Raw genomic sequence first — 15176 nt, 5'->3', positions numbered from 1 at the left:
ATATGAAGGTAGTTAAAATTGGCGGCAACGCCTTAAAAAATATAGATATCAACGTGTTAAAGCAGTTGCAAACGTGGTTGGCAGAGGATGAAACAGTTGTCTTGGTGCATGGTGCCGGTCCGATGGTTGATGACGCATTGGCGCACGCAAAATTACCAGTTAAAAAAGTAGCCGGCTTACGCTACACCGATGAGGCAACATTAAAGGTCATGGTGAACGTTGTGCAAACACAGGTTTGGCCAATGCTACACCATGTCTTGGGACAAGCGCATTTAAGCCCAACTCGGTTAACCGATGGTGTTGTTGCAAAGATAAAGGACGCCGGAAAATTTGGGGCAGTTGGTGAAATCGACAGCATTACGACGACACTAATGGCGGGTCAGTTATATGTGATTGGACCACTGGTATCATCGGCTCAAGGCGAGTTACTGAATGTGAATGCCGACGAAATTGCATTAGCGTTTGCACGCCATTTCAAGGCGGACACGTTGTATTTTCTGACGGATGTGGCTGGCGTACTTGATCAAAATCAGCAAGTTATGTCCAAACTTTCACCTAAAGTGGCAGCGACATTAATGTCACAAGAAGTGGTGACTGGGGGAATGTTTATTAAATTACAGGCCGCATTTATGGCGATGCAGTTAGGGGTGCAAAAGATTCAAATGGGCCGTGATTTTCAAGTGGGTACAAAATTAGTATTGGGGGACCAAGAATGAGTCATTTATTTGAAACCTATGCCCGTTCAGATATTGAACTGGTTGATGGGCATGATGCTTATGTCGTTGATGAGCTAGGGAATGAGTATTTAGATTTTGGGGCCGGCATCGGTGTAATGAATCTTGGTTATCATCCAAGGACAGTGCAAGCAGCAGTTGAAAAGCAAATTAAAGGCATTTGGCATACGTCAAATTTGTATAAAAGTACCCTGCAAGAACGGGTCGCGGGGTTGTTAACACAAGGAACAGATCGGCTAGTGTTTTTTGCTAATTCAGGGGCCGAGGCAAACGAAGCCGCTTTAAAATTGGCACGTCGTTATACGGGCAAACATAAAATTATGAATTTCGCGCAAGCATTTCACGGCCGAACGTACGGGGCCTTGTCATTGACACCGGTCACGGCCTATCAAGCTGGGTATGGGGTTGATCAGGATGTGGTCACAGTGCCGTTTAATCAACAAGCGGCGATTGACCAACTAGACGATACCTTTGCAGCCGTTATTTTGGAAGTTGTGCAAGGCGAAGGGGGCATTCACGTGGCTGACCGTTCGTGGTTACAGCGTTTGGTTAACAAGGCGCAGCACTTAGGCGTACTGGTTATTGTGGATGAAGTGCAGTCTGGTATGGGCCGCACGGGGTCACTATATGCCTACGAACAGTTTGATATCGTGCCTGATATTGTCACGGTGGCCAAAGCTTTGGCTAATGGATTGCCTGTAGGAGCAATGATTGGTCAAGCTAAATTAGGGACAGCCTTTCAACCAGGGTCACACGGGACAACCTTTGGCGGTAATCCAGTTGTTATGGCTAGTGCGTATGCGGTTCTTCAGTCATTAACGCCTGAATTTTTAGCGGACGTGCAACAAAAGGGGCTGGCTATCATGCATGATTTGGTACAAGGTAGCCAGGATTTGCAACAGGTGAAAGCGGTACGCGGGTTAGGCTTGATGATCGGCATTGAGTTAACAACGGATGTACAACCGGTACTGATGAAATTACGTGAACGAGGTATTTTGGCTTTATCTGCGCAAGGAAATACATTGCGATTACTGCCGGTGCTAACCATGGATGAGCAAGAGATGCATGCGGGTGTCATGACAATTCTGACAACGATTGGAGAGGCTTAAATGCAAAATATATTTTACGGGCGGTCATATTTAGCAGAAAAGAATTTTTCAGGGGAAGAACTCTATACGTTAATTAAATTAGCGGAACATTTAAAGTTTTTAAAGCAACAGCGTGTCCCCCACGAATACCTAAAGGGCCGTAATATTGCACTATTGTTTGAGAAAACCTCAACACGGACACGGTCATCATTTACGGTTGCAGCAACTGACTTAGGGGCTCATGCAGAATTTCTGGGTGCGAAAGATATTCAATTTGGTAAGAAAGAATCCTTGTCAGATACAGCCCGTGTATTGGGATCGATGTATGACGCGATTGAATATCGGGGGTATTCACAACCGGTTGTTGAAACGTTGGCTGCTGAAAGTCATGTGCCGGTTTGGAACGGGTTGACTGATGACTGGCATCCGACACAGATGTTAGCTGATTTTATGACCATGGATGAAGTGTTTGGTCATTTGAAAGGATTGAAATTAGCCTATTTGGGGGATGCTCGTAATAATGTAGCGAATTCATTGCTTGTTACCGGAGCGCTATTGGGGGTTGATATAACATTGGTTGCACCAGAGTCACTACAACCGACGACGGAGGTGCAACAGATTGCCCGCAAGTTTGCCGAGAAAAGTGGGGCGAAAATCGTGTTGACCGATGACGTGGCCCTTGGTGTACAGGGGGCGCATGTGTTGTATACCGATGTGTGGGCTTCAATGGGAGAAGAAGATGCTTGGGCAGAACGTATTCAACTATTGCAGCGATATCAAATTAATGCTGAAGTGGTTGCCCAAACGGGGCGTGCCGATACGATTGTGTTGCATGATCTACCAGCGTTTCATGATTTAGAAACGACAATGGCTCAAGACATTTACAAGCGATTTGGTCTGACTGAGATGGAAATTACGAATGAAGTATTTCATGCGGACAATGCTAAGCAATTTCAACAGGCCGAAAATCGGTTGCATACAATCAAGGCGGTAATGGCTGCAACGTTAGGTGAACTATTTTTGCCACAGCCGTTGGCAATTGACTAGATGATTAGAAACAATTGAATGATTTAACTAAGTTCAGCGAGGCTTGCATGGTTCAATTGCGTATATCGTCATTAAGTAAACGAATAACGATAAGTCCCCCGTGATGCTTGGCACATTACGGGGGATTTTTATAATGAGGACTAAGAATGAATAAACGATATTTAGTATTGGAGAATGGCTCGATTTATGAGGGCGAAGGCTTCGGCGCCACGCAAAGTGTTGCGGGAGAATTGGTGTTTACAACCGGTATGACGGGCTATCAAGAAGCGATTACCGATAAGTCCTATCTGGGCCAAATGATTGTGTTTACGTATCCGTTAATTGGTAATTATGGGATTAATGATGCTGATTATGAATCTGATAAACCCGCGGCAAGCGCTATTATCACGGCGGACATTGCGGAGCACCCAAGCAATTGGCGGTCTAAGATGTCATTACGTGAATGGGCTGAAGTGATGGCGCTGCCTGGAATTACCGGAGTGGATACACGCGCTTTAACGAAAGAACTACGTGAATTTGGGACGATGACTGGCGTCTTGGTAGATAATCCAAGTGACGTGGCCGTGAACGCACCGGCAAGTTTGCCAGTTGCTGACGCATATCAGCCAACAACGGTTTATAAATCAGACGTGAGTGATGTGCAGGTCGCATTGATTGACTTTGGCTTGAAAAATTCAATTATACGGGCATTGAACGATCGCGGTGTGACCGTGACTGTGTTATCGCCTGATGCAGCGGTGACAGATATTTTGGCTGGCAATCCGGATGGCATTCTACTATCAAATGGCCCAGGGGATCCGAATGCATTCGTGGATATGATTCCGAAAATTCAACAATTACAAGAAGTTAAACCACTATTCGGGATTTGCTTAGGTCACCAACTATTTGCAATGGCGAACGGGGCTGACACGTATAAGATGAAATTTGGCCATCGTGGATTCAATCATGCTGTGCGTGACCTGACGAGTCAACGGACTGATTTTACATCGCAAAATCATGGCTATGCAGTTGCAAAGGACAGTTTGCAAGATACTGATCTTATTGTGACTCATGAGGACATCAATGACGGAACTGTAGAAGGCGTGCGACTACGTAATCATGCCGCCTTTTCAGTTCAATTTCATCCAGATGCGGCACCAGGACCGCATGATGCCACTTATCTATTCGATGAGTTTGTAACGTTAATGCGACAAGAAAAAGCGGGGGTTATGCAATGACAAAACGGTGTGATATTCACAAAATATTGGTGATTGGGTCGGGACCGATTGTGGTTGGACAGGCGGCTGAATTTGATTATTCCGGTTCGCAGGCAGCGATTGCTTTGAAAGAGGAAGGTTATGAAGTTGTTTTGGTGAATTCGAATCCGGCGACGATTATGACCGATAAAGAAACGGCAGATAAGGTTTATATTGAACCACTGACCCTAGCATCCTTACAGACGATTATTCAGCAGGAAAAACCAGATGCCTTATTACCAACGCTAGGTGGCCAAACCGGGTTGAACATGGCGAAGGAGTTGGCAGAGAGTGGCATATTAGATGAATACAATGTGGAATTGATTGGTACGAAGTTATCAGCAATTGAAGCGGCTGAAGATCGCGAACAGTTTCGTGATTTAATGACTGAATTGGGTGAACCGGTGCCTGCATCGGCCATCGCCGTCACGGTAGCGGAGGCTGTTCAGTTTGCTGATGTGCAGGGGTATCCGGTTATTGTACGTCCTGCTTATACGTTGGGTGGGTCCGGTGGGGGAATCGCCCAGAACGAAGCGGAATTGGTTCAAATTACCCAACACGGGTTGGATCTTTCACCGGTTACACAGGTGCTAATTGAGGAATCCATTGCGGGCTACAAAGAAATCGAGTTTGAGGTCATGCGCGACACAAAGGACAATGCCTTGATTGTGGCGTCGATGGAAAATTTTGATCCAGTTGGGATTCACACGGGCGATTCAATTGTCGTTGCGCCGGTTCAAACATTATCGGATGTGGATTATCAGATGTTGCGTGATGCGGCATTAAAAATTATTCGCGCATTGGATATTGCCGGTGGGGTAAATATTCAAATGGCGTTGGCACCTGACAGTGACAAATACGCCATCATTGAAGTTAATCCGCGGGTTAGTCGCTCGTCTGCACTGGCGTCAAAAGCGACGGGGTACCCGATTGCGAAGATGGCAGCCAAAATTGCCGTGGGATTATCCTTGGACGAAATCAAAAATCCGGTGACAGAGACGACTTTGGCGGACTTTGAGCCAGCCTTGGATTATGTGATTGTCAAAATTCCACGATGGCCATTTGATAAATTTAAAACAGCTAACCGACAGTTGGGCACACAGATGAAGGCGACCGGCGAAGTTATGGCAATCGGGCGGAATTTAGAAGAGGCACTTTTGAAAGCAATCCGATCGTTAGAAATTGGGGTGACCGGATTAAACGATGTGCAGTATGAGGAGTGGGCAACCTCAGAATTGTTGGCCCATTTATGGCCGGCTCGTGATGATCGGTTGTTTATGTTGGCCGAACTATTGCGTCGTGGTGTGACACCAACTGAATTACACGACGCTACCAAAATTGATAATTATTTTCTAGATAAGCTCGTGAACATTGTGACGCTTGCGCAACAACTACAACAAGCGCCAGGTGATAGCACGATGCTTGCGTTGGCAAAACGGCGCGGTTTTGCGGATGCCACAATTGCTGAACTTTGGCAGTGGACAAGCGATGATGTTTGGCAGTTACGAATCGACCATGACATAAAACCTGTCTATAAAATGGTTGATACGGTAGCAGGCGAATTTGACGCGGTGACGCCGTACTATTATGCAACGTATGGTAAAGAGAATGAAGCCCGGGTAACCCAACGGCCATCGGTATTGGTAATTGGTTCTGGTCCGATTCGAATTGGGCAGGGGGTTGAGTTCGATTATGCGACCGTGCATGCGGTCAAGGCGATACAATCAGCGGGGTACGAAGCGATTGTGATGAATTCAAATCCGGAAACTGTCTCAACTGATTTTTCAATTTCGGATAAGTTGTATTTTGAGCCGTTAACGTTTGAGGATGTGCGTGAAGTGGTGGCGCTAGAACAGCCGGTGGGCGTTATCGTGCAATTTGGTGGTCAAACGGCCATTAATTTAGCTGCTGATTTAGAAAAGCACGGGATTAATATACTGGGAACCTCAGTGGCAGACTTGAATCGCGCGGAAGATCGGGCATCGTTTAATCAAGTCATTGAAAAGCTACAGTTGCCACAACCAATTGGTCAAACGGCGACGACGGTCAAGGAAGCGGTGAAGATTGCTAAATCAATTGGTTATCCGGTGTTAGTTCGACCAAGCTATGTATTGGGTGGTCGTGCAATGGAAATTGTCACTAACGAGGCAGCTTTGGCCGATTATATGAGTCGGGCCGTGGCGGTGTCCCATGATCACCCCGTATTAATTGACCAATACGTGGTTGGCATGGAGGCAGAACTAGATGTCTTAAGTGACGGTGAAACCGTTGTGACGCCAGGGGTTATGGAGCACATTGAACCAGCCGGTATTCATTCAGGTGACTCGATGAGTGTCTATCCACCACAGGTGCTTTCAGAATCACGACAAGCAAAGATGATTGCAGCTGCGACAGCGCTAGCCCGCGAATTGCAAATTGTCGGTTTGTTAAATGTGCAATTTGTGATTCAAGACGACACGGCCTATGTTATCGAAGTGAATCCACGGGCGTCGCGTACGGTGCCATTTATCTCAAAAGTGACTGACGTACCATTAGCGCAATTGGCGACGCAAGTGATGCTCGGGACGAAATTAGCAGACTTAGGCTATCAGGATGGTGTGCAGCAAGTGCCAACCACGGTGGCGGTTAAAGCGCCTGTTTTTTCATTCAGTAAATTACCAGGCGTCACCCAATTATTGGGTCCGGAGATGAAATCAACGGGTGAAGCGATGGGGCGTGCCGAGACGTTCGACGTGGCACTCTACAAGGCTTTTACCAGCGCCGGCATAAAGGTGCCAGCGACGCCAGGGGTTGCGGTCTTGTTAACAGACGATGACCAAGAAGCCGTTGCACTTGAGTTGGCTTTCGTTAACGCCGGTTTTAAGACCCGGCGCCAGTGTGAACGGGTTGAACAAGGTGATGTGCTGATTGATACCCGCAAGATACCGGTGGCATCACCGCAAGCAGATCAACAGATGACACTTTGGCATGACGCGATGAATAAACAACTGCCGGTATTCACGTCGGCAGCTACAGCCTACGCATTTTTACAAGCGTATCAGTCGCAAAATGAATGACTGACAAACAAAAAATCCGCGAAGTGCAATTCGCGGATTTTTTCGTTAACGAGGCAAAAGTCCGTCAGTAACGCTGGTTGCTTTTGCCTCTTCGTATTCATGATGGTTAATTTTGTTATCATCGAGCATCGCAGCTAATACGATATTTCGGCGCCGTGCCACTAAATCTGGATTGGTATACAGATTAAAGTTGGTTGGACTTTGGCCTAAGCCGGCGATTATCGCGGTTTGAGAAAGTGTCAAACTGCTTAATGGCTCGCCAAAGTAATAATACGCAATGGTTTGCGCGCCATATAATTCATGACCTTCATAGATCTTATTAGCGTAATACTCAAAAATCTGTGGCTTGCTGAAGTTTTTCGTCAACTGCAAGGCCAGATAGATTTCTTGAATTTTTCGACGGGGTGTTTGATCCGCTTTTGAAGTTGAAAAAGCGGTTAATTTGACCAACTGTTGCGTAATGGATGAACCACCGCGAGCAGTACCGTCGCCGAACTGTGCCATCACATTTGACGTAATGAGGTTGAATAGCCCGCCCATATTGACGCCGTTGTTTGATTCAAACGAGCGATCCTCTGTCGCAATGACGGCATTGCGATAGTTTTCCGGAATACTGTCATAGCGCACATAGATTTGATTGTTTTCATCACCAGGGTTGGCCTGCAGTTTTGCCTGCGTAATAGTTGGTGCCTGGTGGATAACATATGTTGCATAACCCGCGCCAGCCAACAGCAAAAGCAATAATCCGCCCAATAGTAGCTGGCCTAGCTTACGTAGTGGGTGTCGTTTTTGTCGACGTTGTGTCCGACTTGCCATAACGTCCCTCCGATAAGTGTTGTTTCAGTTAGCATACGGGGACTGGACAAAAATTGCAATGTACTTTAGTTAGCAGATGGGGTCAAGGCTACCGTCAAATGATTGTTTTCATCAACGATGGCATCGTATGCAGCCGTGCCGTTGTCACCAAGGAAGTGCTGGCCGGGCGTGCGCTTTGCCTTCAAAAAGGCCCCGATAAATGATGGGTGTGTCCAGTTCATCCCAAATTCAAATCCTTGGAAGGTGCCAGGGTAACGGCGGTCATCCGCATCGGCATCAAAGCGGATTTCAGTCACACCATCAATCGCATTCGTAATGTGCATTTGAAGGCCATCTTGATCGATAACCTTATAAGTGCCCACTGAGAGCGTTTCTTCGATTGGGTAAGTAATCGTGCTTGTGTTGTTGTAGGCGTGTGCCAACGTCTCGTATGTTCCTAATGTGGTCATGTTCGTGGCCTCCTTTGCTTTGTTGCGATTATTATCGTCCTGTCTTACCAGGTTGTAAATGAAAAAGGCACGAATTAAGCGTAGACTAACGGCATAAGGGGGATGCAAACGTATGAAAAAGATGAAAGCGGGCATCGGGTTCCCCAGCGTGGTGCTCTTAGGCGTAAATGGGGTCATTGGTGGTGGCTTGTTTTTGCTGCCAAGTACGATGTATAAACAAGGTGGGCAACTCGTTTTGCTTGCGATTGCATTAGCAGGCATTGCGGCGACATTAATCGCCATGCATTATGCGGTGATGTCATCCAGGATTGATGAAGATGGTGGCGCGTGGGTGTATACCTTAAAGGCGTTTGGCCATTATCCAGGTTTCTTAGTCGGCTGGTTTGGTTGGTTATTTGGGGTAATTACCATCAGTGCCGAATCGGCAGCGTTTTTAAAAACATTGACCGGTTTGGTGCCGGCCGTTGGCACACCAGTGGTTTATAACGGCTTGGCCTTAACGATTATGACGTTGCTAATTATTATGAACCTGTTTGGCACGGGAATTTCGAGTCGTATTGATGATATGTCGAGTTTAATTAAAATTGGGGTGATTGTGGCGGTCTTCATCGCGACGGTAGTCTGGTTTGTTCTTGGGCATGTTGATCATTTTGCGGTGGCACAAGCCAAGCCGGTGGCGGACTTTTCAGGGGCCTTTGGGAACGCCCTTTACATGTTTACCGGTTTTTCTTTAATCCCAATTGCAGCGAAAGAGATGAAGAACCCTGGTAAAATGTTGCCGCGCGCCATCTTGACGGTCATGCTTGCCACCACAGCTATTTTCGTATTGATGCAGTTGGTGGCAATGTCAGTTTTGGGTCCCGGATTGGCTGGCTCGTCATTACCGGTTGCTGATATTTTCAATACTATTTTGGGACGTATTGGCCGTACGGTTATTATTACTGGCATGATGCTTTCAATTATTGGGGTAGCGATTGCAACTTCGTTCAACTCGCCAATTGAACTGGCCTCGATGGCACGTGAACGTGGCTTTTTGCCACGGGAGTTATCGCGGACGAATCGTTATGGGGCTCCCGTCGGCGCGGTGTTATTAACGATGTTGATTGCGGGTGGTTTGATTTTAAGTGGCAGCTATTTGTTTTTGATTAAGCTCATTGTGTTGAGTGATTTTGTCCAGTACTTAGGCACGATTTTTGCTTCACTGAAGTTGCGCAACGATAAAACATTGCCGACTGGCTTTGAACTACCAGGTGGTAGGTGGTTAACCTACTTAACATGCTTGGTTGTTGCGTATTTATTTACAACTTTTGCCTTTACGACCGTTTTGGTCGGGGTTGGCTTTGCGATCTTGGGCACCGCAATTTACAGTTTTGAACAACGACGACATTAAATGATAGGCGAGATTCATGCGAATCTCGCTTTTTGATTGCGGTTCGACAATATTTTTTCGATACAGTAGGTATATTCAGAAGAAATGGGATGAAATATGACGAAAGTATTGGAAATATCACATCTAAATAAGACGTTCGGCAAGTTCCAAGCCTTGTCGGATGTCTCATTTACAGTTAACCAAGGCCAAGTGTTTGGCTTTTTAGGACCGAATGGAGCTGGCAAAACAACGACAATCCGCTCAGTACTTGGTTTGTTGAAGCGTGACAGTGGCACGATTAAGTTGATGGGTGAAGACGCAACGGGCAATGTATTGGATACCCATAAACATATTGCTTATGTGCCAGGGGATGTTTATCTATGGCCTAATTTAACCGGTGGCGAAACGATTGATTTGCTGTTGCGGATGGGTGGTCATGCCCGGACAAAACGAGTTGATGATTTGATTAAATTATTCGAATTAGATCCGCGTAAGAAGAACCGCACGTACTCGAAAGGTAATCGACAAAAGGTGGCGTTAATTGCAGCGTTTAGTGCAAATGTTGACTTGTATATCTTTGATGAGCCAACGAGTGGTCTCGACCCCCTCCAGGCGCGCAATTTTCAAGATCAGATATTAGCGTTAAAGCAGGCGGGGAAAACAGTGCTACTTAGTTCACACATTTTATCGGAGGTTGAAAAGGTCGTGGACTGTGTGGCAGTGATTCGGCAAGGACGGATTGTTGAAGTTGGTTCCTTGACTGATTTGCAAGAGCACGCGGCCCTGCGTATTAATGCGCAAGTCCAGGATTGGACACCGTTTCAGGATTATCCGAAGTTTCATCAAGAATTAAATGGCGAAATTTCCTTTACGGTAGCCCGTGCGTTATTACCTAAAACAATGACGGCATTAGTGACGGCAGGCGTAACGGATTTGAAGGTCACGCCACCAACGCTAGAAGATTTATTCATGCAATATTATGATACGGGGGCTGTGGCGCATGAATCGTAATATGTGGTGGTTGTTAGGGGCTAATTTAAAAAGTGATTATCGCGTAATCATCGTTTGGCTATTGGTGAATTTTAGCCTGATTGTGTCTGGTGCGCTAAAATTAGCGGATTTATATAATTCGCCGGAAACATTAGATCAATTGCTAACCATGTTACGAACGCCCATGATGACGGCCATGTTCGCACGGATGCCAGAATTATCGCAGTATACTGTTGCAATCGTATATGCCGCAATCATGCTGCCGATTATGGCGGTATTAATGGGTTTGATGAACGTACAACTGGTGGTTCGCGGTACTCGTCAAATGGAAGAGTCCGGTGAAACAGAACTGATTCGAGGAGGTGTCACAACGGCGACTACGCCGGTCTTAGCAACGATTTTTGAAGTGCTGGGTGTGAATGTTTTGATGACCATGACGATGGGAATTGGGGTGGTGCTAATTCCCATGCATGGTGCAACCAGTGGCGGCGCGATACTTTTTGCGACATTATTGGGGACGTTTGGCCTCATGGTGGCCGGTATCACCTTGGTATTAAGCCAATTATTCGCGGAATCTCGCTCAGTTAATGCCATTGGATATGGTGTCATTGCGGTAATGTATGTGCTGCGTGCGGTGATTGACGTTCGTCGAGCCGCGGAATGGCGATGGTTGTCACCATTAAATTGGCTTGAAAGTGCTCGCATTTTCGCAGATAACCGAGCGGGGGCAATTTTAACGCAAGGCTGGTTTGCGATTGTATTGGGCTTGATTGCGTTAGCGCTCGTTAACGGGCGGGACATTAACGCTGGGCTAATCCAATTTGCAGGGCGCGGTCGGCAACGGGCGACCGTTTGGTTACGTGGGTTTACGAGTTTATTTGTGCGTTTGCAAGCCCGACTAGTGTTGACGTGGTTGGTCGGCTTGGCATTTTTTGGCGCTATGTTTGGTAGCTTGTTTCATGAGGTGGGTACGATGATGATTGATAACCCGCAGCTAACTAAAATTATCGGCGCGCAACTTGAAGCGAGCATGCATCATGCCATCTACCGACACTTTTTGGTGATGGTTAGCATGTTTATTAGTTTCTTGGCCATCTTGGCCGGGCTAAATGTGATGCAACGGTTTCATACAGACACCGTCCGTGGGGCATACGACTTACTCGGTGGCATGCGATTAACGCGTCTTAAACTCTATGCGACGTATGTTAGTGGTGCAATGATTGTGGCACTTTGCTTGTGGGGGGTGGCCTTTATGATCGTTTGGTTTACCGCTAATATGGTTCTGACAGTGCCAATGGATGTGACCATGATGCAACAAGCTCTGGTAGGTTATGTGCCAAGTATCGCAGTGCTTATAGCAATTGCGGCTGTGTTACTGGGATGGGCACCGCGTTGGTTTGGGTTAATTTACGGCTACGCGGGCGTGATGTTTTTAATGACCTACATGAAGAATCTCATGGATTTGCCAATGTGGGCATTAAAACTGTCGCCGTATGGCTGGACCTACAATGTGCCGGTTGTTAGCTTGTCGGTTGTTCGTAGTAGTTGGTTATGCGGATTAGCTGTCGTGTTGCTGATTGTCGGTTATATTGGTTTTAAAAAACGTGACTTGGTATAAGGAGACTGAGACAGTGACTGCTGTCCCAGTCTTTTTTGTTTTGGAAAAATAACTAATCTCATTGTCTGTATTAGATAAAGCAGACTGGGAATGTCAGCGGGTTAAGACCTCCGACGTGATCGATAGCTGCTGTGATAAACACAACGCGCTATATCATTGCCCTAAATTTAGGGCAATGATATGATTTAGGAAATGAGGGATACATGGGTTTATTCAATAGCTCGTCACGGCAACTAGTTGAAACGTTTTTAGCCAATTCAAATAATCTGATTGCTCAGAATCGAGTGGTTATTGTACCGCGACAGGTAAATTTAGACTTTATTGAGAGCTATGGCCTGCGAATTGGGACAATTTAACGTATGGTTGCGGCGTTAACGTTTGCTGAGTATGTTAAAGGTCCCGATCCGGATCGGAATCATGAAGGTGAATGGATTTGGGTGTTCATCAGACGTGAGGGGCAGCGCGGCTTATATTTCAAGTTACAAATCAGGTTAGAGATGTTATTCATCATTTCAATACATGAATCTAAGGAGAATAAATGACGTACTATATTGAGAGCTTAGATACTGTGGTACCAGAATCTGATACAGAAGTTGTGTTAGTTGATGTAACGACGAAAGTACGTGGGGAAGAAGTGACAGTTACTAATGTTGCTGAACGTCGTTATCAGAAAACGGGAGAAGTGGTTTTTGATCAAAAATTAGATGACGAACGGTTAGAAGCCGTGTATAGGGCATACGCCAAGGTGCATCATCTGGTATATCAAGATGAAATTAAATTAATTCGACACAAGATTGGAATTTCACAACGTGGGTTCGCGACGTTATTAGGACTTTCGCGGGCTAGTATTGAACAATATGAAACCGGTAATTTGCCGACAACTTCAGCGAGTCGTCGGATTGCAATGTTGCGGAATGTCAATGCGTTTATTATCGATCAGCTATTTGCGGTTTCTGACCAAACTGTGTATTCGCGCCAAGACTTGCGGGTGCTGATGCAATGGCACAATCAAGTGCAGTTGGCTGTTGAACGGGTTCGGCCGGTACGACATGCAGATAAGATTGACTTTGATTTTGAAATGCCAGCGTCGATGTTACCGCATGGTGCCGAGACGACATTTGAAGTTAAAACAGATGGGAATCAAATTATTTTACGGCCGATTCAGTGAAGTTAAGCTAGCTTTTAGTTGCCGTTAGTTTTGCCTTAAGCTAATCGTCATATGATTAATTGTGTTGAAAGGGAACCCACCTAATCAACAAACCCATAGAAAAAACCCTATTCATAATTCTTTCTACTTTTTCAGGTGACAACCTGAATACTCCTTAAACGATATAGATCGTCGCAAGCCCATGCGACTTGATCCGAAACGGCCGTCAGACTCCCAACTGACGGCCGTTTTGTTTGCTGGAGAAGAAATGTTTGACTTAAACCGAGGTTTAACTGATATAGTAGTGTACACAAAGTTAGTGAGGTGAATGAATGGCGAAAACTTACACAATTGGTGAGACGGCTGAAATGTTTGGCGTGCCGGAATCGACGTTGCGTTTTTACGATAAACGGGGGCTTTTGCCGTTTATTGAACGTGACGAGGCAGATCGTCGTGTTTTTACGGAAATGCAAATCTCATTGCTGAAGACGATTCAACATTTGAAGAACACGGACATGACCATTGGCCAAATTAAGCAGTATGTTGATTGGATTGTTGAAGGAGATGCAACAATTCCCAAAAGATTGGCAATGTTAGTAGCGCACCGTCAAGATATTTATGATCAGATTGCAATGCGTGAAGCGAGCCTAGATGGGGTTAACTTTAAGATTGCGCGTTATGAAAAGTATGTGAATGAACAACGGGAGAAAGAGAATGACTAAAACAGCATTGGTTACCGGAGCTAATAAAGGCATCGGGTTTGGTATTGCGAAGGCCCTTTTGCAACAAGGCTATCGTGTATTGGTAGGCGCACGTGACGAACAACGTGGTTTAGCTGCGGTTGAGGCATTACGCGCATATGGAGATGCCAAATTACAATTGATTGATGTTTCTGATTTGAACAGTATTCAACATGCGGTTGCTGACATTACAAAGCAAGAAGCAGATTTTAGTTTATTAGTGAACAACGCTGGTATTTCTGGTGACATGGGCCGGACGGCTTGGGAATTTGAGGCCCAAGAATTAATCGAGACGTATATGGTGGACTTCATTGGGCCATATGAGTTAACCAAGGGTCTATTACCAGTCTTGATTAAAAACGCTGGTAAAATTGTGAACGTTTCAGTGCCAATTGAGCCAAATGCTTGGTGGCACCCACTTGCATATCAGGCAGCAAAGGCCCCATTGAACGTGATGACCAAGGATTTTGGCTTGGAATTTACCCAACAAGAACTGCCAGTTGAAATTATGGCTGTTATGCCAGGGGCAGTTTCAACGGATTTGAATAATCATATTCAAGGTGATTTTGTTAAGACCTCAGATGAGGCAGGTGAATTGATTGCTGGCTTTGCCACCGATGGCGAAAATCATAATGGACAGGTTATCAACTTTGATGGGACTGTCGCTGATTATTCGGCCGGTTCAAATGTTTAATTAAAGATATGAAAAGAGAGTGAGACGAAAGGCGCTTTGGACCCGATGATAACGTTGTTTGACCCGCTTATGCCTTGGAGCGTAGCGTAGAGGCATGAGTGGGTCAAATGGCGTTATATTAAGGGTTCAGCCTTTCGGAACACGTTTAAAAGCCGCCAATCCTCCGATTTCAAATCGGGAGATTGGCGGCTTT

The 15176-nt window shown here is 45.8% G+C and carries 13 protein-coding genes; 11 read left to right on the top strand and 2 right to left on the bottom strand.

Annotated features, from left to right (window positions below; translation table 11 throughout):
• Positions 1-2: 2 nt before the first annotated feature.
• The 5 genes from argB to carB all read left to right on the top strand — a co-directional run bounded on the left by argB (position 3) and on the right by carB (position 7160).
• Positions 3-716 carry an acetylglutamate kinase gene (gene argB, locus ESE_RS0106940; protein WP_010373299.1) on the top strand — a complete coding sequence of 238 codons (714 nt, stop codon included), beginning with the start codon at positions 3-5 and terminating at the stop codon, positions 714-716.
• On the top strand, positions 713-1843 hold the full coding sequence (locus ESE_RS0106935) for an aminotransferase class III-fold pyridoxal phosphate-dependent enzyme (protein ID WP_010373298.1): 1131 nt from the start codon (positions 713-715) through the stop codon (positions 1841-1843). The genes argB and ESE_RS0106935 overlap by 4 nt, the downstream gene beginning before the upstream one ends.
• Positions 1844-2869, top strand: coding sequence for an ornithine carbamoyltransferase (gene argF / locus ESE_RS0106930; protein WP_010373296.1), 1026 nt, complete (start codon positions 1844-1846; stop codon positions 2867-2869).
• Between the two features lie 146 nt (positions 2870-3015).
• Positions 3016-4086: a carbamoyl phosphate synthase small subunit gene (locus ESE_RS0106925; protein WP_010373294.1), complete on the top strand. Its 1071-nt coding sequence runs from the start codon at positions 3016-3018 to the stop codon at positions 4084-4086.
• Positions 4083-7160 (top strand): carbamoyl-phosphate synthase large subunit, encoded by a 3078-nt coding sequence (carB, locus tag ESE_RS0106920; RefSeq protein WP_010373292.1) that lies wholly within the window; start codon positions 4083-4085, stop codon positions 7158-7160. Before ESE_RS0106925 ends, carB begins: the two co-directional genes overlap by 4 nt.
• Positions 7161-7205: 45 nt before the next feature.
• Here the strand turns inward: carB and ESE_RS0106915 are convergent, their stop codons facing one another.
• Both ESE_RS0106915 and ESE_RS0106910 read right to left on the bottom strand, forming a co-directional pair.
• Positions 7206-7976 (bottom strand): biosynthetic peptidoglycan transglycosylase, encoded by a 771-nt coding sequence (locus ESE_RS0106915; protein ID WP_010373289.1) that lies wholly within the window; start codon positions 7974-7976, stop codon positions 7206-7208.
• A gap of 65 nt (positions 7977-8041) precedes the next feature.
• Positions 8042-8425 (bottom strand): hypothetical protein, encoded by a 384-nt coding sequence (locus ESE_RS0106910; protein WP_010373287.1) that lies wholly within the window; start codon positions 8423-8425, stop codon positions 8042-8044.
• Between the two features lie 112 nt (positions 8426-8537).
• Here ESE_RS0106910 and ESE_RS0106905 point away from each other — a divergent pair, with 112 nt between their 5' ends.
• The 6 genes from ESE_RS0106905 (at position 8538) to ESE_RS0106870 (ending at position 14983) form a co-directional block, all read left to right on the top strand.
• Positions 8538-9815 (top strand): APC family permease, encoded by a 1278-nt coding sequence (locus ESE_RS0106905; RefSeq protein WP_010373285.1) that lies wholly within the window; start codon positions 8538-8540, stop codon positions 9813-9815.
• 96 nt (positions 9816-9911) lie between these two features.
• Positions 9912-10805 (top strand): ABC transporter ATP-binding protein, encoded by an 894-nt coding sequence (locus ESE_RS0106900; RefSeq protein WP_010373283.1) that lies wholly within the window; start codon positions 9912-9914, stop codon positions 10803-10805.
• The gene (locus ESE_RS0106895) at positions 10795-12402 is read left to right on the top strand and encodes an ABC transporter permease (RefSeq protein WP_010373282.1); all 1608 of its coding nucleotides are present in this window, start codon (positions 10795-10797) and stop codon (positions 12400-12402) included. The genes ESE_RS0106900 and ESE_RS0106895 overlap by 11 nt, the downstream gene beginning before the upstream one ends.
• 538 nt (positions 12403-12940) lie before the next feature.
• The gene (locus tag ESE_RS11905) at positions 12941-13570 is read left to right on the top strand and encodes a type II TA system antitoxin MqsA family protein (RefSeq protein WP_010373277.1); all 630 of its coding nucleotides are present in this window, start codon (positions 12941-12943) and stop codon (positions 13568-13570) included.
• Positions 13571-13881: 311 nt separating this feature from the next.
• A complete protein-coding gene (locus ESE_RS0106875) occupies positions 13882-14271 on the top strand; it encodes a MerR family transcriptional regulator (RefSeq protein ID WP_010373275.1) in 390 nt (129 codons plus the stop codon).
• Complete coding sequence (locus ESE_RS0106870) at positions 14264-14983, top strand: SDR family NAD(P)-dependent oxidoreductase (RefSeq protein WP_010373273.1); 720 nt, start codon at positions 14264-14266, stop codon at positions 14981-14983. The genes ESE_RS0106875 and ESE_RS0106870 overlap by 8 nt, the downstream gene beginning before the upstream one ends.
• The last annotated feature ends 193 nt before the right edge of the window (positions 14984-15176 follow it).

Source organism: Weissella cibaria KACC 11862 (genome assembly GCF_000193635.1).
Taxonomy (GTDB): domain Bacteria; phylum Bacillota; class Bacilli; order Lactobacillales; family Lactobacillaceae; genus Weissella; species Weissella cibaria.
Note: the sequence above shows the minus strand (reverse complement) of the source record. Positions and strands in the feature narration are given on the sequence as shown.

What these genes read in the sequence shown, in the direction of transcription:
- argB (WP_010373299.1), top strand. Translation starts at nt 3, where the DNA reads ATGAAGGTAGTTAAAATTGGCGGCAACGCCTTAAAAAATATAGATATC.
- ESE_RS0106935 (WP_010373298.1), top strand. Translation starts at nt 713, where the DNA reads ATGAGTCATTTATTTGAAACCTATGCCCGTTCAGATATTGAACTGGTT.
- argF (WP_010373296.1), top strand. Translation starts at nt 1,844, where the DNA reads ATGCAAAATATATTTTACGGGCGGTCATATTTAGCAGAAAAGAATTTT.
- ESE_RS0106925 (WP_010373294.1), top strand. Translation starts at nt 3,016, where the DNA reads ATGAATAAACGATATTTAGTATTGGAGAATGGCTCGATTTATGAGGGC.
- carB (WP_010373292.1), top strand. Translation starts at nt 4,083, where the DNA reads ATGACAAAACGGTGTGATATTCACAAAATATTGGTGATTGGGTCGGGA.
- ESE_RS0106915 (WP_010373289.1), bottom strand. Translation starts at nt 7,976, where the DNA reads ATGGCAAGTCGGACACAACGTCGACAAAAACGACACCCACTACGTAAG.
- ESE_RS0106910 (WP_010373287.1), bottom strand. Translation starts at nt 8,425, where the DNA reads ATGACCACATTAGGAACATACGAGACGTTGGCACACGCCTACAACAAC.
- ESE_RS0106905 (WP_010373285.1), top strand. Translation starts at nt 8,538, where the DNA reads ATGAAAAAGATGAAAGCGGGCATCGGGTTCCCCAGCGTGGTGCTCTTA.
- ESE_RS0106900 (WP_010373283.1), top strand. Translation starts at nt 9,912, where the DNA reads ATGACGAAAGTATTGGAAATATCACATCTAAATAAGACGTTCGGCAAG.
- ESE_RS0106895 (WP_010373282.1), top strand. Translation starts at nt 10,795, where the DNA reads ATGAATCGTAATATGTGGTGGTTGTTAGGGGCTAATTTAAAAAGTGAT.
- ESE_RS11905 (WP_010373277.1), top strand. Translation starts at nt 12,941, where the DNA reads ATGACGTACTATATTGAGAGCTTAGATACTGTGGTACCAGAATCTGAT.
- ESE_RS0106875 (WP_010373275.1), top strand. Translation starts at nt 13,882, where the DNA reads ATGGCGAAAACTTACACAATTGGTGAGACGGCTGAAATGTTTGGCGTG.
- ESE_RS0106870 (WP_010373273.1), top strand. Translation starts at nt 14,264, where the DNA reads ATGACTAAAACAGCATTGGTTACCGGAGCTAATAAAGGCATCGGGTTT.